Annotated in this window: 13 protein-coding genes and 1 other RNA gene; 7 read left to right on the top strand and 7 right to left on the bottom strand. The window is 66.1% G+C overall.

Annotated features, from left to right (window positions below; all coding sequences use genetic code 11):
* Nucleotides 1-101 precede the first annotated feature (101 nt).
* The 7 genes from cmk to gyrA are packed head-to-tail and all read right to left on the bottom strand — an operon-like array spanning nt 102 to nt 9,052.
* Nucleotides 102-770, bottom strand: coding sequence for a (d)CMP kinase (cmk, locus tag ACUDP5_RS07355; protein ID WP_445658466.1), 669 nt, complete (start codon nt 768-770; stop codon nt 102-104).
* A gap of 51 nt (nt 771-821) precedes the next feature.
* The gene (aroA, locus tag ACUDP5_RS07350; protein ID WP_445658465.1) at nt 822-2,144 is read right to left on the bottom strand and encodes a 3-phosphoshikimate 1-carboxyvinyltransferase; all 1,323 of its coding nucleotides are present in this window, start codon (nt 2,142-2,144) and stop codon (nt 822-824) included.
* Between the two features lie 5 nt (nt 2,145-2,149).
* Entirely contained in the window at nt 2,150-3,034 is an 885-nt protein-coding gene (locus ACUDP5_RS07345) for a prephenate dehydrogenase/arogenate dehydrogenase family protein (RefSeq protein WP_263910680.1), read from the bottom strand.
* 14 nt (nt 3,035-3,048) lie between these two features.
* Nucleotides 3,049-4,170, bottom strand: coding sequence for a histidinol-phosphate transaminase (gene hisC / locus ACUDP5_RS07340; RefSeq protein WP_263910679.1), 1,122 nt, complete (start codon nt 4,168-4,170; stop codon nt 3,049-3,051).
* Between the two features lie 7 nt (nt 4,171-4,177).
* Complete coding sequence (pheA, locus tag ACUDP5_RS07335; RefSeq protein ID WP_263910678.1) at nt 4,178-5,263, bottom strand: prephenate dehydratase; 1,086 nt, start codon at nt 5,261-5,263, stop codon at nt 4,178-4,180.
* The gene (serC, locus tag ACUDP5_RS07330) at nt 5,256-6,386 is read right to left on the bottom strand and encodes a 3-phosphoserine/phosphohydroxythreonine transaminase (RefSeq protein ID WP_263910677.1); all 1,131 of its coding nucleotides are present in this window, start codon (nt 6,384-6,386) and stop codon (nt 5,256-5,258) included. The genes pheA and serC overlap by 8 nt, the downstream gene beginning before the upstream one ends.
* Complete coding sequence (gene gyrA / locus ACUDP5_RS07325; RefSeq protein WP_445658464.1) at nt 6,386-9,052, bottom strand: DNA gyrase subunit A; 2,667 nt, start codon at nt 9,050-9,052, stop codon at nt 6,386-6,388. Before gyrA ends, serC begins: the two co-directional genes overlap by 1 nt.
* 413 nt (nt 9,053-9,465) lie before the next feature.
* Between gyrA and ompA the strand changes: the two genes are divergently transcribed.
* From ompA to ACUDP5_RS07290, 7 genes are all read left to right on the top strand, one after another.
* Complete coding sequence (gene ompA, locus ACUDP5_RS07320) at nt 9,466-10,059, top strand: outer membrane protein OmpA (protein WP_183003882.1); 594 nt, start codon at nt 9,466-9,468, stop codon at nt 10,057-10,059.
* A gap of 154 nt (nt 10,060-10,213) precedes the next feature.
* Complete coding sequence (gene ubiG / locus ACUDP5_RS07315; protein ID WP_263910675.1) at nt 10,214-10,942, top strand: bifunctional 2-polyprenyl-6-hydroxyphenol methylase/3-demethylubiquinol 3-O-methyltransferase UbiG; 729 nt, start codon at nt 10,214-10,216, stop codon at nt 10,940-10,942.
* A complete protein-coding gene (locus ACUDP5_RS07310) occupies nt 10,939-11,613 on the top strand; it encodes an HAD-IA family hydrolase (RefSeq protein WP_263910674.1) in 675 nt (224 codons plus the stop codon). The genes ubiG and ACUDP5_RS07310 overlap by 4 nt, the downstream gene beginning before the upstream one ends.
* A 330-nt stretch (nt 11,614-11,943) precedes the next feature.
* Nucleotides 11,944-13,122 (top strand): MFS transporter, encoded by a 1,179-nt coding sequence (locus ACUDP5_RS07305; protein WP_263910673.1) that lies wholly within the window; start codon nt 11,944-11,946, stop codon nt 13,120-13,122.
* 92 nt (nt 13,123-13,214) lie between these two features.
* Nucleotides 13,215-13,604, top strand: a transfer-messenger RNA (tmRNA) gene (gene ssrA / locus ACUDP5_RS07300).
* Between the two features lie 406 nt (nt 13,605-14,010).
* Nucleotides 14,011-15,171, top strand: coding sequence for a non-hydrolyzing UDP-N-acetylglucosamine 2-epimerase (gene wecB / locus ACUDP5_RS07295; RefSeq protein WP_445658463.1), 1,161 nt, complete (start codon nt 14,011-14,013; stop codon nt 15,169-15,171).
* Between the two features lie 35 nt (nt 15,172-15,206).
* On the top strand, nt 15,207-17,420 hold the full coding sequence (locus ACUDP5_RS07290) for a hypothetical protein (RefSeq protein ID WP_445658462.1): 2,214 nt from the start codon (nt 15,207-15,209) through the stop codon (nt 17,418-17,420).
* The last annotated feature ends 14 nt before the right edge of the window (nt 17,421-17,434 follow it).

Genomic DNA, 17,434 nt, shown 5'->3' with positions numbered 1-17,434 from the left:
AAAATACCTGCCTGCCGGTTTGCCCTTGCGGGGTGTCCCGTGGGGGTGTCGCCTGGCTAGCGCAGGGCCTATAAGAAAAAAGTGGTACTACGGACTGAGCTCTACGACTGCGCTGCGGACTGCCAGAAATCCAGGATGGCCTGCACGGTTTCTGCAATCGTCAAATCAGACGAATCCAGTACCTTTGCATCTGCCGCGGGGGCCAAAGGCGCCGTGGCACGCTGGGTGTCGCGGGCGTCCCGCTCGCGCATATCTCGTAGGAGGTCATCTAGATTAGCAGAAATTCCCTTTTCGATCAACTGCTTACGCCGCCTCTCGGCCCGAGCGACCACATCGGCCACCAGGAACACTTTCAGGGACGCATCCGGGAACACCACGGTGCCCATGTCGCGCCCGTCGGCCACCAGGCCGGGAGGCAGGCGGAAGGCCCGCTGGCGCTCGAGCAGGGCCTGCCGCACCCCCGGAAACGCAGCCACGCGCGACGCGAAATTGCCGACCGCTTCGCGCCGGATCTCGTGGCCGACGTCGGCGCCTTCGAGGTAGACGTGAGGACCATCGAATCGCACATCCAGCGTTTCGGCCACCCGCGCCACGGCGGGCTCGTCGGCAGCGTCCACGCCCTGGTTGATGGCGGCCAGGGCGGTCAGCCGGTACAGCGCGCCGCTATCGAGCACCGCCCAGCCGAGCGCCTTGGCCACGCGATGGGCGACGGTGCCCTTGCCCGACGCGGTAGGGCCGTCGATGGTGATGACGGGAGCGGTGCAAGTCACGCTTGAATCTGTGGAAGTCATGGGAAAGGAAGGGGCCGCGGCCCGTGAGCGCTACGCCGACACCAGGCCGGCATAGACATCAAAGTAACCCGGGAACGTCTTGCTGACACAGCCCGGGTCAAGGATGCGCACCGCCGCCGGGCCGAACGCGGCCAGCGAAAAGCACATCGCCATGCGGTGGTCGTCCCAGGTGCCGATGTGCGCGTCGCGCCAGGCGCCTTCGGCGGGCGGAGTGACGCGCAGCCAATCCGGCCCCGATTCTACCTGCGCACCCAGCTTTTCCAGCTCGGTCTGCATGGCGTGGATGCGGTCGGTTTCCTTGACGCGCCAGCTGCCGATGTTGCGCAGGCGGCACGGACCGTCGGCATACAGGGCCAGCGCAGCGGCCGTCATGGCGGCATCGGGAATCAGGTTGAAGTCGGTATCGAAGGCCTTCAGCCGACCGCCTTCGGCCACGTGCACGCCCGTCACCTCGATCCAGTCGTCGCCGTAGGTGACGTTGGCGCCCATGGCGGCCAGCGTATCGGCGAACTTCACGTCGCCCTGGATGCTGTCGGCGCCCACGCCGGTCACCCGCAGCGGGCCGCCACCGATGGCGCCCAAGGCCAGGAAATACGAGGCCGTGGACGCATCGCCCTCGACTGCGATGCGGCCGGGGCTGCGGTAGCGGGCGCCGCCTTCGATGGTGAAGCGGCTCCAGCCATCGCGCCACACGGTCACGCCAAAGCGTGCCATCAGGTTCAGGGTGATCTCGATGTAGGGCTTGGAGATCAGCTCGCCGACGACCTCGATGACGACGGGCTGGCCGCTCTGCCCCGCCTGCAGCGGCGCGGCCAGCAGCAAGGCGGTCAGGAACTGGCTCGACACCGATCCCTGCACCCGGGTGATGGCCGGCGCGGCGATCTGGCCACGGCCGATGTGCAGGGGCGGATAGCCCGGCTGGCCCAGGTAATCGATGCGCGCACCCAGGGCGGTCAACGCGTCGACCAGGTCGCCGATGGGGCGTTCGTGCATGCGCGGCACGCCCGACAGGCGGTAGTCGCCGCCCATCAGGGCCAGCGCCGCCGTCAGCGGCCGGATGGCGGTACCGGCATTGCCCATGAAGAGGTCGGCGGCATCCGCCGGAAAGCGGCGTACGCCCTGCACGGTGACCTGACCATTTTCAAGGTCGGACACCGCCACGCCCAATTGGCGCAGCGCGGCCAGCATCACGCGCGTGTCATCGGAATCGAGCAGCCCGGTGATCGTGGTGGCGCCGTCGGCAATGGCCGCCAGCAGCAGCACGCGGTTGGAAATGCTCTTGGAGCCCGGCAAGGCCATCACGCCCTGCGCGCGCCGCACGCGCGGCAGATCCAGGAAAGGCAAAGCGCCCATGTCAGCTACTCCTTGCGCCAATGGCGACGCGCCCGCGCCGCCGTGTCCAGCAGCGCCAGCAAGGCCGCGCCATCACCGCCGTCGATCGCGCGCTCGGCACGATCCAGCACGGCGCGCACGGCCGCGATTTCGGTCAGCATGGCGCCGCGGTTGGACAGAAAAATATCGCGCCACATCTCGGGCGAACCGGCGGCGATGCGGGTGAAATCGCGAAAGCCGCTGCCGGCCAGCGCCAGGCGGGTCGCGGCGTCATCGGCGGTGGCGACCTGCTCCATGTAGACGGCCGACAGCAAATGGGGCAAATGACTGACCGAAGCCAGCACGCGATCGTGCGCCTCGGCGTCCATGTCGATCACATTGGCGCCGCAGGCTTGCCAGGCGTCGCGCACGAGCGCGATGGATGCCGCGCTGTTTTCGAGCTGCGGGGTCAGGATGACGCAACGGCCGCGGTACAGCGACGGGTCGGCCGCTTCAGGGCCCGTGCGTTCGGCGCCCGCGATCGGGTGGCCCGGCACGAATTGGCCGATGCGCCCACCCAACGCCGCGCGGGCGGCATCAACGACCTCGGCCTTGGTGCTGCCGCCATCGGTCAGCACCACGTGGTCGGCCAGGTGCGGCAGCATGCGCGCGAGCACGTCCCGCAGGCCGCCCACGGGCGTGGCCAGGAAAACCAGGTCGGCGCGGGCAGCGGCGTCTTCGGCGCTGACGGCCTCGTCGATCAGGCCCAGTTCGACCGCGCGCGCCAGGGACTGCGCATTGCGCCCTACCCCCAGCACCCGACCCACCTGCCCGGCCTGGCGCAAGGCCGCGGCAAAGGAACCGCCGATCAGGCCCACGCCCACCACCGCCAGCACAGGAATCAGGGGGCCAGCGGCCCCCTGATCTGGCATAGAGGAAGCGCCGTTCATTCGGACAGGATGGCGGTCAGCGCGTCGATGAAGCGGGCGTTCTCTTGCGGCAGGCCGATAGACACGCGCAGCCACTCGGGCAGGCCGTCGCCGGCCACCGGACGCACGATGACGCCGCGCTTGAGCAGCGCCAGGTTGATGCGCGGGGCGTCGCCGACGTGCACCAGGACGAAGTTGCCGTAGCTGGGCACGTAGCGCAGCTTGAGCTGGTCGAACGCCGCGCAAAGCTGCGCCTTGCCCGCCTTGTTCGAGGCGTAGGCCTGTTCCAGATACGCGGCATCGCCCAGCGCGGCCACGGCGGCGGCCTGCGCCAGGGTGTTGACGTTGAACGGCTGGCGCACGCGGTTGAGCAAGTCGGTCAGGGCCGGCTGCGCCACCGCGAAGCCCACCCGCAAGCCCGCCAGGCCGTAAGCCTTGGAGAACGTGCGCGAGACGATCAGGTTGGGATAGCGGCGCACCAGCGCGGTGCTGTCGAAACGGTGTTCCGGATCGAGGTACTCGTTGTAGGCCTCGTCCAGCACCACCGTGACGCGATCGCCATGCGCGGCATGCACGCGTTCCAGGAAATCAGCCACCTTGTCGCCCGGCACGAAGGTGCCGGTGGGATTGTTCGGATTGGCGATGAACAGCAGGCGCGTGTCGTCGGCGATGGCCTCGAACATGGCGTCCAGGTCATGGCCGTAGTCTTGCGCCGGCACCACGATGTGGCGCGCACCGCGCGCCTGCGTGGCCAGGCGGTAGACCGCGAACGAATGCTGCGCGTAGACCGCCGAGGCGCCCGGTTCCAGCAGCGCCAGCGCCGCGATTTCCAGGATGTCGTTGGAGCCGTTGCCCAGCGTGATCCAGTTCATCGGTACGTCGTAGCGCGCAGCCAGCGCGGCCTTCAGGTCAAAGCCATTGGGGTCCGGATAGCGCGCCAGCGATTCGGCGGCGGCCAGCATGGCGGCGCGCGCCGACTGGGGCATGCCCAGCGGGTTTTCGTTGGACGCCAGTTTGACGATGCCGGCCGGATCCAGCCCGAACTCGCGGGCCAGTTCTTCGATGGGCTTGCCCGCCTGATAGGGCGCGATGGCGCTGACGTGGGCGGGAGCGGCGAGAGGCTTGGGGGTGTTGGTCATGGAAGACTCACGGCGCCGGGTAGGAACCCAGCACTTTCAGGTAGGCAACCTGCGCCCGCAGGGTATCAAGGGCGAGCGCGACGTTCGGATCATTGCGATGTCCCAGGACATCGACGTAGAAATAGTATTCCCACTCGCCGGTGCGGGCCGGGCGCGACTCGAAGCGCGTCATGGAAACGCCATTGGCCGCCAGCGGCGCCAGCATTTCATAGACCGCACCCGCACGGTTGGGAACAGCCAGGATCAGGCTGGTCTTGTCCTTGCCGCTGACCAGGGGCTCGATGTTGCCGATGGCCAGGAACCGCGTGCGATTGTGGGGGTCGTCCTGGATGCCTGCGCTGACGACCTGCAGATTCCAGGCCGGCGCCGCGACTTCACCGGCGATGGCGGCGATGGTCGGGTCGGACGCCGCCAGGCGGGCGGCTTCGGAATTGCTGGCCGCGGCCACGCGTTCCAGGTCGGGGTAGTTGCGCGTCAGCCAGCCCTGGCACTGCGCCAGGGCCTGCGGGTGCGCGGAAATCGTCTTGATGCCGTCCATGTTGCCCGACTGCGACATCAGGCAGTGACGGATCACCAGCGACCGTTCGCCCAGGATGCGCAGCGGCGTATTGAGCAGCAGGTCCAGGCTGCGGTTGACCGCGCCTTCGGTGGAATTCTCGACCGGCACCATGCCCACGTCGGCCTGCCCGGCCTCGACGGCACGGAAGACTTCGTCGAACGACACGCACGGCAGTTTCTGCACGGCATGGCCGAAGTGCTCAAGCGCGGCCTGCTCGGAAAACGAGCCCTGCGGCCCCAGGTAGGCGACCGTCATGCCGCGCTCGAGGCCTCGGCAGGCCGAAATGATTTCCGTCCAGACGGACGCCACGCCTGCGGCCGGAAACGGACCGGGGTTCAATTGCTGCAGGCGCCGGATGACTTCGGCTTCGCGCTCGGGGCGCAGCACCGGGCCGTCGGCATGCGCCGCATGCTTGGCTTCGCCCACTTCCTGCGCGGCGCGGGCGCGCTGCGACAGCAGGTCCAGGATCTGGGCGTCGAGCGCGTCGATGCGGTCGCGCAAGGGGCGCAGCTTGCGCTGCAGATCGTCATCCATAGCGACGCTCGAATTCCTTCAGGTACTCGACCAGCGCGGCCACGCCGGCCAGCGGCACCGCGTTGTAGATCGACGCCCGCATGCCGCCGACGCTCTTGTGGCCCTTGAGCTGGGTCAGGCCGGCCGCGTCGGCGCCTTGCAGGAAAGCGTCGTTGAGGGACTCGTCGCGCAGCACGAACGGCACGTTCATGCGCGAACGCACGGGAGCGTGGATGGGATTGCGGTAGAAATTGGTGCTGTCCAGGTAGCCGTACAGCAGGTCGGCCTTGGCCCGGTTGGCGGCTTCCATGCCGGCAACGCCGCCATTGGCCTTGACCCACTTGAACACCAGGCCGGCGATGTAGATGGCGAAGGTGGGCGGCGTGTTGTAGCGCGAGTGGTCGGCGGCCACGTTGGCGTAGTCGAACGCCGACGGACAGATCGGCAGCGCATGGCCGATCAGGTCGCGGCGGGCGATGACCATGGTCACGCCGGCGGGGCCCGCGTTCTTCTGGGCACCTGCGTACATCATGCCGCAGCGGCTGACGTCCATGGGGCGCGACAGGAAATGCGACGAGGCATCGACGACCAACGGCACGTCGGGTGCGCCCAGGGCAGCCGTGTCCGGCCAATCCATGAACTCGACGCCGCCGATGGTTTCGTTGCTGCACAGGTGCAGGTAGGCCGATTCAGGACGCACCTTCCAGGTGTCGGTCGGCGGCACCCACGTGAACGGCGCCTGTTCGCGTCCGTCCAGCTGGGTGGCCAGGGCGCTGGTGGCGGCGACGTGGGTGTCGCCATAGCGCCCGGCTTCCTTGAAGGAACGCGATGACCAGTGCCCCGTCACGACGAAGTCCGCCGCCGGCGCGCCGCGCCGGCCCATGAGGTTCATGGGGACGATGGCGTTTTCGCCGGAACCGCCGCCCTGCATGAACATCACGGCATAGTCGGGCGACAGGCCGAGCAGCTCGCGCAGGTCGTTCTCGGCTTCATCGCAGATCTGCACGAAGTGCTTGCCGCGATGGCTCATTTCCATCACGGACATGCCGCTGCCGTGCCAGTCCAGCATTTCCGCAGCGGCTTGCTGCAGTACCACCTCGGGCAAGGCCGAGGGGCCAGCCGAGAAGTTCCAGGGGCGGGCCATTATTGCTCCGTAGGTTCCGTCGTATCCGATGCGCTGGCGTCGTCGCCGTTATCGCCACCCGCGTCCTGACCGTCTTCCAGCTCGTCGCCGTCGTCGTCCGCATCGCTTTCGACGACACGGCGCACGCCGGACAGCGTGCTGCCGTCGTCGACGTTGATCAGGGTGACGCCCTGCGTGGCACGGCCCATTTCGCGGATTTCCGCGACACGGGTACGCACCAGCACGCCGCCGGTGGTGATCAGCATGATTTCATCCGAAGGCATGACCAGCACGGCGCCGACGACCTTGCCGTTGCGCGAGCTGGTCTGGATGGCAATCATGCCCTTGGTGCCACGGCCGTGGCGCGTGTATTCGCCGATCGGGGTGCGCTTGCCATAGCCATTTTCGGTGGCGGTCAGCACGGTCTGGGTTTCATCGCCGGCGACCAGCAGCGCAATCACGGTCTGCGTGTCTTCGAGCATCATGCCACGCACGCCGCGGGCATTGCGGCCCATCGGACGCACGTCGTTCTCGTCGAAGCGCACGGCCTTGCCGGCGTCCGAGAACAGCATGACGTCGTGCTTGCCGTCGGTGAGGTCGGCGCCGATCAGGTAGTCGCCGTCGTCGAGGTCGACCGCGATGATGCCGGCCTTGCGCGGGTTGGAGAAGTCGGACAGCGGGGTCTTCTTGACCGTGCCGCGCGAGGTCGCCATGAAGACGTAATGATCTTCGCTGAATTCCTTGACCGGCAGCACCACCGTGATCTTCTCGCCGTCAGCCAGCGGGAACATGTTGACGATGGGCTTGCCACGCGAGTTGCGCGTGCCTTGCGGCACTTCCCAGACCTTGAGCCAGTACACGCGGCCGCGGTTCGAGAAGCACAGCAGGAAGTCGTGCGTATTGGCGATGAACAGCTGGTCGATCCAGTCGTTTTCCTTCATCGCGGTGGCCTGCTTGCCACGGCCGCCGCGCTTTTGCGAACGGTATTCGGACAGCGGCTGGCTCTTGATGTAGCCGCCATGCGACAGCGTCACGACCATGTCGGTGGGCGTGATCAGGTCTTCGGTGTCCAGCTCGGTCGCGTTCAGCTCGATGTCCGAGCGGCGCGAGTCCTTGGCGCCGGTGGAGAATTCGGCCTTGATGGCCTGCAGCTCTTCGCCGATGATCGTCGTGATGCGCTCGGGGCGGGCCAGGATGTCCAGCAGGTCGGCGATGGTGGACATGACGTCCTTGTATTCGCCGACGATCTTGTCCTGCTCCAGGCCGGTCAGGCGCTGCAGGCGCATGTTCAGGATTTCCTGCGCCTGCGTGTCGCTCAGGCGATACATGCCGTCGCCTTGCAGGCCGAACTCCACGCCCAGGTCATCGGGGCGGAAGGCCGCGCGGCCGCCCGGCGTATCGCCGTCGGCGCGCGAGAGCATTTCGCGCACCAGCGACGAATCCCACGACTTGGCCATCAGTTCCTGGCGCGCGACGGGAGGCGTCGGCGCCGCCTTGATGATGGCGATGAAATCGTCGATGTTCGCCAGCGCCACCGCCAGGCCTTCCAGCACGTGGCCGCGTTCGCGGGCCTTGCGCAGCTGGAACACCGTGCGGCGCGTGACCACTTCGCGGCGGTGCTGCAGGAAGTAGTCGATCATTTGCTTCAGGTTGAGCAGGCGGGGCTGGCCGTCGACCAGCGCCACCAGGTTCATCCCGAAGGTGTCCTGCAACTGCGTGTTCTTGTAGAGGTTGTTCAGGACAACCTCGGGCACCTCGCCGCGCTTGAGCTCGATGACCAGGCGCATGCCGTCCTTGTCCGATTCGTCACGGATGTCGGAAATGCCTTCGATCTTCTTGTCGTTGACCAGCTCGGCGATGCGCTCCTGCAGCGTCTTCTTGTTGACCTGGTAGGGAATCGCGTCGACCACGATGGCCTGGCGGTTGCCCTTTTCCATGTCTTCGAAGTGGGTCTTGGCGCGCATGATGACGCGGCCACGGCCCGTGCGGTAGCCTTCGCGCACCCCGGACATGCCGTAGATGACGCCGCCCGTGGGGAAATCGGGTGCCGGGATGATCTCCATGAGTTCATCGACCGTGCAAGCCGGATTGCGCAGGCAGTACAGGCAGCCGTCGACCACTTCCTGGAGGTTGTGCGGCGGAATGTTGGTGGCCATGCCCACGGCGATGCCCGAGCTGCCGTTGACCAGCAGGTTCGGCAGGCGCGAGGGCAACAGCAGCGGCTCTTGCTCGCTGCCATCGTAGTTGGGACCGAAATCCACCGTTTCCTGGTCGATGTCGGCCAACAGCTCGTGGGCGATCTTGGCCAGGCGGATTTCGGTGTAACGCATCGCCGCGGCGTTGTCGCCGTCGATGGAACCGAAGTTGCCCTGGCCGTCGACCAGCATGTAGCGCATGGAGAAATCCTGCGCCATGCGGACGATGGTGTCATAGACGGACTGGTCGCCGTGGGGGTGGTACTTACCGATGACGTCCCCGACGATACGCGCCGACTTCTTGTAGGCGCGGTTCCAGTCGTTGTTCAGCTCGTGCATCGCGTAGAGCACGCGCCGGTGGACAGGCTTGAGCCCGTCCCGCACATCCGGTAGCGCCCGCCCGACGATCACGCTCATCGCGTAATCGAGGTAACTGCGGCGCATCTCTTCTTCCAGCGAAACCGGAAGCGTCTCCTTGGCAAAGGAATCCATATATATAACGACAGAATCGTGTAAGGAGGAACCCGGGCCGGGTAAACAGGAAATTCTATCATTCGATTCGGATCGTGGTCCCAAGGGCGTCGCCCGCGGTCCCGCGCGGCTGCCGGCCCCAATGCTGGCGACGGGCGGCACCGACGCGTCTGCCAACGCCCCGACGCCCTGTTGTCAAAAACCAACAGGCCAAACGGATGGAGCGCCGAAAACGCCATATCCAGCGTCAATGCGCCTGTCCAGGGAAGCCAAAGCCCCCCAAATGCCTTAAGATTGTTTCCAGCACGCAGGAAACCCAGTAGCTATTCCTTTGAACCAGCTCTTGGCGTTGCTATACTGGCCCCGTTTTCCTGATATGCGGCGGGGGTTCGCTGCGAGTCACTTATCCAGCTTCAAGCTCAACGAGGAGAAACATGAACAAACCCTCCAAATTCGCTCTGGCGCTCGCCTTCGCTGCCGTCACGGCCTCGGGTGTAGCCTCGGCCCAGTCCTATCCGCAGACGGTGGACAACTGGCGCAATCCGTTCGGTAACGTTTGGAAAAACGGTACGAACGAACTGTGCTGGCGCGATGCGTTCTGGACCCCGGCCACCGGTATCCCCGGCTGCGACGGCGTTCCGGTTGCACAAGCGAAGGCGAAGCCGGCCCCGATGGCGGCCAAGGTCGTCTTCAATGCCGACACGTTCTTCGACTTCGACAAGTCGACGCTGAAGCCCGAAGGCCGTCAGCTGCTGGACCAAGTCGCCCAGCAAGCCCGTGGCATCGACCTCGAAACCATCATTGCTGTGGGCCACACCGACTCGATCGGTACGGACGCCTACAACCAGAAGCTGTCCGAGCGCCGCGCCGCTTCGGTCAAGGCTTACCTGGTCAGCAAGGGCATCGATCCCAACCGTATCTATACGGAAGGCAAGGGTAAGAAGAACCCGATCGCTTCCAACAAGACGAAGGAAGGCCGCGCCCAGAACCGTCGCGTTGAAATCGAAATCGTGGGTAGCCGCAAGTAATTGCCGGACTAGCTACAATAAGGGGCCTCGCATAGCGAGGCCCTTTTTTTCGCCCGGCTTGCACCAAAATCGTGCAAACACCCCGGCACTCGCGACGCCACCCTGCGTCACGCCCCCCTCTATATATAGAGAGCCGCCTTATGCTGGACCGCCCATGACCACCCAGACCCCCGACACCGCCCAAGCCACCATCAACGCCGACCAGGCCGAACTGGACAAGTTCGGCGCCCTGGCCAGCCGCTGGTGGGATCCCGAAAGCGAGTTCAAACCCCTGCACGCGATCAACCCGCTGCGCCTGGAATGGATCCAGGAATCGGTGGGCAGCCTGGGCGGCAAGAAGGTACTGGACGTCGGCTGCGGCGGTGGCATTCTGTCGGAGGCCATGGCCCGCGCGGGCGCAGACGTCACCGGCATCGATCTGGCCGACAAGTCGCTGAAGGTCGCGCGCCTGCATGGCCTGGAGTCGGGCGTGAAGGTCGACTATCGCAAAGTGCCGGTCGAGCAGCTGGCCGCGGAACAAGCCGGCCAGTTCGACGTGGTGACCTGCATGGAAATGCTGGAACACGTGCCGGATCCCGCCTCCATCGTGCGCGCCTGCTCGGCGCTGACCAAGCCGGGCGGCTGGGTGTTCTTTTCGACGCTCAACCGCAATGCCAAGGCTTTCCTGTTCGCGATCGTGGGCGCCGAGTACGTGCTGCGCCTGCTGCCGCGCGGCACCCACACCTATGACATGTTCATCAAGCCCAGCGAGCTGGCCGCGGCCGCCCGGGGCGCGGGCCTGGAACCGGTCGGCATGCGCGGCATGGAATACAACCCGATCACCCAGATCTACTCGCTGACGTCCGACACCTCGGTCAACTACCTGATGGCTACCCGCAAATGAGCGCCCTGATCCTGTTTGACTTCGACGGCACGCTGGCCGATACCGCCCCCGACCTGGCCGCCGCGGCCAACCAGCAGCGCACGCGCCGCGGGCTGGATCCCCTGCCCTACGAAACCCTGCGGCCGGTGGCCTCCCAGGGTGCGCGCGGCCTGCTCCGCGTGGCGCTCGGCCTGAAAGCCGGGGACCCCGATTACGAGCCGACCCGCCTGCAGTTCCTGGAAGACTACGCCGCCAGCTCCACCGTCCACAGCAAGCTGTTCCCGGGAATCCAGGCGCTGCTGGACGACATCCGCCAGCGCGGCCTGTCCTGGGGCATCGTGACCAACAAGGTCACCTACCTGACGCTGCCGATCGTTGAATTCCTCGACCTGACCCGAGACAGCGCCGTACTCGTCTGCGGCGATACCACCGCCCACGCCAAGCCCCACCCGCTGCCGCTGCAGCACGCGGCGCGCGAAGCCGGCTTTTCGGTGGATCGCTGCGTCTATGTCGGTGACGACCTGCGCGACATCCAGGCTGCCCATGCGGCCGGCATGCCGGCCGTCGCCGCCGCCTATGGTTATGTCGGAGAAGACGACAACCTGCACGCCTGGGAAGCCGATGGCTGCGCCAATACCCCGGACGAACTGTGGCAGGCCATCTTGCCGCTGCTGCCGCGCGACCTGCGCTGAGCGCGCCTGCCGCCCAGGACATGGCTGTCGTTCGGTCAAATTAGTTGAGCTGACCGAACAATTTATCCGGCCGAGATCGCTTTATCCGGGGCGGCAGTTGAATTAAAGTACCTCCATAGAGAGCAATACGGGTGCTTCCCGATTGCCTTTCCCGGCAAGCGCCGGCGCCGCACGGCACTGCCCGCGCAGCGATTTCACCGCATCGACGGCACGCAGCCCTCGTGCATCCGCGCACCGACCTGTTACCGGTGCGCAGTCCTGACCTTTTTTATACGCCCATCCGCACTATCCGCGCGTTGCCGACGGCATCGCGCGCACCAGGAATTGCCTATGCTTTTGCCCATCCTGCTACTTTCGGCCGCCGGCTTCACCATCCTGACCACGGAATTCCTGATCGTCGGCCTCTTGCCCAGCCTGGCTCGCGACCTGGGGGTCACCGTGTCCCAGGCCGGCCTGCTGGTATCGCTGTTCGCCTTCACCGTCGCGGCCACCGGCCCGCTGCTGACCGCGCTGATGGCCAACATCGAGCGCAAACGCCTGTTCATCGGCGTCCTGATCCTGTTCGGCCTGTCCAACGCCCTGGCGGCAATGGCCCCCAATATCTGGGTCATGGCGATCGCCCGCTTCGTGCCGGCGTTGGCCCTGCCGGTGTTCTGGTCGCTGGCCAGCGCCACGGCCGTGGAACTGGTGGGGCCGGCCCGCGCCGGACGCGCCATTTCGATGGTGGCGTTCGGCATCGTCGCCGCCACGGTGTTCGGCATTCCCATCGGCGTGCTGATTTCCGACGCCTTCGGCTGGCGCGCCGCGTTCTGGGTACTGTCGGTCGTGGCGTTTGCCAAGGCGCTGCTGCTCTTGCTGGCCTTTCCCAGCACTCGCATCCGCGCGGAAAGCGTCAAGCTGGTCACCCAGTTGCGCATCCTGCGCAATCCGATCGTGGTGGGCCACGTGGTGCTGTCGCTCCTGGTCTTTACTGGCATGTTCACCGCGTACACCTACTTGGCTGACATGCTGGAGCGCCTGGCAGGCTTCAATGGCCAGATCGTAGGCTGGACCATGATGGCGTTCGGTGCGGTGGGCCTGATTGGCAATACGCTGGGCGGCCGCCTCGTCGACCGCAGCCCGCTCGGCGCGACCGCGCTGTTTTCGGCGCTGATGGCCGCAGGCCTGGTCTTTGTCGGTCCGGTGATGCAATCGCATGGCCTGCTGGCCGTGGCGCTGACGATCTGGGGCATTGCCCAGGCGGCGTTGTTCATCGTCTGCCATGTGCGCCTGATGAAGTCGGCCCCCGAGGCGCCCGCCTTTGCCGCATCGCTCAATATCTCGGGCGCGAACATCGGCATCGGCCTGGGTGCCGTGGTGGGCGGCCGCGTGATCGATCAGTATGGCCTGGCCTCGCTGGGCTGGGCGGCCGCCGCCATCGTGGCGCTGTCGGTGGCCCTGGCTTTCCTGCTGATGGCGGCCTCGCGTCCGCGTGCGGCCGACAAGGCGGCTTGCGCCAACGCGGCTTGAGGCGGCTTGCGGCACAGGCGTGCGTCCCCCCCGGACGGGCGGGGCGCACAAAGGCAGCAGGCTATTGCGTTTACCAGTACAATAGACTTCTTGGGGCCGATCCGGATTCGACGTGGGTCGCGAAACAACTCAGGGCATGCCGAGCACCAGTTCGCTCGTTAAACCACTGGAAACACTACAAACGCCAACGACGAGCGTTTCGCTCTCGCCGCTTAAGCGGTGAGCCGCTGCACTGATCTGTCCTTGGGTCAGGTGGAGGAAGGCAACTTCCTAGGGGGGTAACCCTCGAACCACAGCAGCGACATTCACAAGGAATCGGTCTGCGCTGGGGTCACACGGCTCAGATTTAAATTACGTGAATCGCTTTGGTCCGGCCTGTCGGTTGGCTAAGTCCAAGGTTAAAACTAAATAAATCGACTACGCATGTAGAACTGATTGCAGAGGGCTTGCGGACGGGGGTTCAATTCCCCCCGGCTCCACCAAATACTGCGATGTCGCCAAAATGGCCAACCTTACCGGTTGGCCATTTTTTTTGCCCGACCGCGGCTGCGCCCCCGCCTTGAAGATCGATGCGAGTGATCTGCACGGGCATCAATGCATCGCGAATATTCACTTCCCGCAATATTCGCAATATTTCCCACCGACCTATTAGTAACTAAAAGAAACCTCACCGGATACGCCGGGATACCCCATTGAAAGTAAATTGAAAGTTGATGCGACCCCATTTTACGTCTCTATGGGAAAGGTCGCTTTCGTTTACCCCAAGGCAATTTCGCAAATTGTTGCCAGCTATTCGGAAGCTCGGGAAATACTCCGTCACATATTACGAATACTTTCAAGACATAATAAACGCAAGAAAATGCCACCGGCATGGGCCACTCGCCAGCGATGAAGATCCTTTCCCTATTCGGAACGCGTCCTGAAGCCATCAAGATGGCGCCCCTGGTGACGGCGCTGCAGAACGAATCCCAGATCGAAAGCATCGTCTGTGTGACCGGCCAGCATCGCCAGATGCTTGACCAGGTGCTGGCGCTGTTCGACCTGCACGCGCAGCACGACCTGGACATCATGGTGCCCAACCAGACCCTGAACGGGCTGTATGCCCGCCTGATCAGCCGCGTCGACGAGGTGCTGGAAAAAGAGCAGCCGGACTACGTGCTGGTGCATGGCGACACCAGCACGGCATCGGCCTGTGCGCTGGCGGCGTTTCACCGCCGCATCCGCATTGGCCACGTGGAAGCAGGCCTGCGTACCGGCAACCTGGCCATGCCCTTCCCTGAAGAAATGAACCGCCGCGTGGTGGACGCCATCGGTGACCTGCTGTTCGCGCCGACCGCGCAATCGCGCGGCAATCTGCTGCGCGAGAACCTGGCAGGCCGCATTACGGTGACGGGCAATACGGTCATTGATGCGCTCGCCATGACGTGCGCCAAGCTGGCGCCCGAAGGCGAACTGGCGCGCGGCCTGCAAGCTCGCTATGACTGGCTCGACCCGAAGCGCCGTCTGATGCTGGTCACCGGCCACCGTCGCGAGAGCTTCGGCGGCGGCTTCAAGAACATCTGCGCCGCCCTCGCCGAACTGGCCCGCCGCGAGGATCTGCAGATCGTCTACCCCGTGCACCTGAACCCGCAGGTCCGCAATGTCGTCATGACGGATCTGGCCGGCCTGGACCGCGTCCACCTGATCGATCCGCTGGATTACCTGGACTTTGTCTGGTTCATGCAACGCGCCCATCTCATCCTGACCGATTCCGGCGGGGTGCAGGAGGAAGCGCCCTATCTGGGCAAACCGGTGCTGGTGATGCGCGAAGTCACCGAGCGCCCGGAAGCCGTGCAGGCCGGCACCGTTGCCCTGGTCGGCACCGACACGCAACGCATCATCGCCGAGGTCAACCGGCTGCTGGACGATCCCGCCCTGCACGCCTCATTTTCGCGCCGCATCAACCCCTACGGCGACGGCCACGCCAGCCAGCGCATCGTCGACGCGCTGTGCGGCCGCCCCGTCGCCGAATTCGATCCCTACGGATCCCACGCCGGCACGCCGGCCTGACGCCTTCTGCCCCGCATTCCCCGCCCGGAGCCCCCATGTCAAAGCCCACTCCCTTTCCCGCCGCCCTGACGCTTTGCCGCGCGCTGATGGCCGCCGGCCTGCTGCTGCCGCTGGGCGCGATGGCCAGCCCTGCCGGAGACGCCCTGCGTCAACTGCAAGGCGATGACTGGGTGACGCGCAACACCACGCTGGCCGATCTGGGGATCGGCGAGCCGGTGGTGCTGAGCAACAGCGACGCGCGCCAGGAGTTCTACCTGCCGGTGCCGCGCGGCGTGCCGATTGCCGATGCCACGCTGAACTTCGACGCCAAATACACCAAGGGCGAACCGGGCCGCACCAGCCTGGTGCTGTGGGCCGATGGCGTGCCGCTGAACGCGCAGCGCATCGCCGACGGCGACGGGACGGTGGCGCGCGGCTTCGCCGTGGATCCGCGCAGCCGCGAAAGCGGCTTTCTGCGGGTGGGCGTGGACTGGCAATCGGAAATCGCGCTGCGCCACTGTGAAAGCAATCGCGCTACCGCCAATGCGCTGACGATTTCACCGCAGACGCGCCTGACCTACCGCTACGACGCCTCGGCCATCGGCAACCTGGATGACGCCTGGGGCACCCTGCCCGGCAAGCCGACCCTGATCGTGGCGGGCGCCAAGCTGGACCAGCAGGCCTTTGACAGCGCCTGGCGCATCGGCGTGGCGCTGGAGCGGGCCGGCAAGCGCGTCGCGGTGCGGGCCTTTCCTGCCGTGGGCGACGAGATCGACACGCGTGGCCTGCAGGCCCCGGAGGGCCTGTCGCACGTGCCCGCGTTCGCCGCACTGGCAGGCAATGACAAGCACAAGCTGGCCAATCCCGCCGAGATCGGCGCACTGCTGGTCATGGGCGCGCCGGCCGTGGCGGGCGACGTCGTGATCGCCGATGCCGGGCTGCGCGCCAAGCTGAACGAGGCGCTGGATGCGCTGCAATCGCAGTTTGCCTCCGACGCGGATGCCGCCGAAGCCTTCAAGACCTGGCGCGCGCGCCGCGCGCCGCTGGCGGCGGCCGACCTGCAATCGAAGGAAATCCGTCTGGCCGCCATGGGCCGCCAGGCCGTGATCGCGGTGGCCGCCGATGCCGGCGCGCAGGGCGCGGGGGCGTTCGACACCGCCTGGCGCCGCATCCTGGTGACGCGCCAGGTGCAGGTCAAGACTGCAATGCCGCCCGAAACCTTCAAGGACGGCGGCCTGCGCCTGACGGCGCTGGGCGGCTCGCCCAACAGCTTCAACGTGGTGGCCAGCGGCGACTGGAACACGACCTTCCCGCTGGCTGCGGTGTCGTCCGATGGCCGCATGCCCGGCGAGCTGGTCATGGACGTATCGGCCGCGCCCGGGGCGTCGTCGACCCGGCCAGTGGCATCGGTGTTCTGGAACGGTATCCTGCTGGCCGCCAAGCAGCTGGATGCGGATGGCAAGCCCGAACGCCTGACGGCGCGCGTGCCCGGCTACGCGCTGGGCGTCACCAACGCCGTGCGCGTGACCTTCCAGCGCCAGCCGGTGTCGGTCGATTGCAACGAGATTCCGCAGGGCTACCCGGTGAACGTGCTGCCGACCAGCTACGTGAAGCCTGACCGGGCCGAGCCGGACGGCACCTTCGTGGGGCTCTTGCCCTTGCTTGCCGGCAGCCCGCAGGTGATCGTGCCCGACAGCTATCTGGCCGACGCCCCCGACAACCTCAAGCGCCTGATCGGCATTGCCTCGGCCAGCGGCGTCTCGACCTCCCGCGCCGAACTCACCGTGGCGGCAGGCGGCCAGGCGGTCAAGCCCGCCCGCCCGTTCCTGGCGATGGAAGTGGCCGTGGACGGCGCCAAGCCGATGGTCACGGTCACCGACCGCAAGCAGTTGCGCGTGGACGGCAAGAACGCGGCCTGGCTGGATATCTCCGGACTGGATCACCTGAGCACGGCCGAAGTCATCAACGCCAGCGGCCAGGACGGCGTGCTGTGGCACACCCTGGGTCAGCGCGCCGGGATGCTGGACGCCCCGTTCGTGCTGAACCGCGGCAATGTGGCGATCATCGGCGCCGCGGGCCCGGTGGCCTGGATCGACAGCGCCAACCCCGACGCGAGCCATCCGCCCGGCGCCGGTGAAAGCGCATTCTTCGAATGGCGCCGCTATATCTCGTGGAGCGTGCCGGCGGTCAGCATCAGCCTGCTGGTGTTGCTGCTGATCCTGATCTTCGCGATGCGTGCCAGCCGCAGAAAGAACAAGGACAGCAAGTAATCCAGGACGCGCCA

It is taken from the genome of Achromobacter sp. NCFB-sbj8-Ac1-l (genome assembly GCF_052695805.1).
The sequence above is the reverse complement of the archived record's forward strand: the minus strand, read 5'-3'. Positions and strand labels throughout refer to the sequence as shown.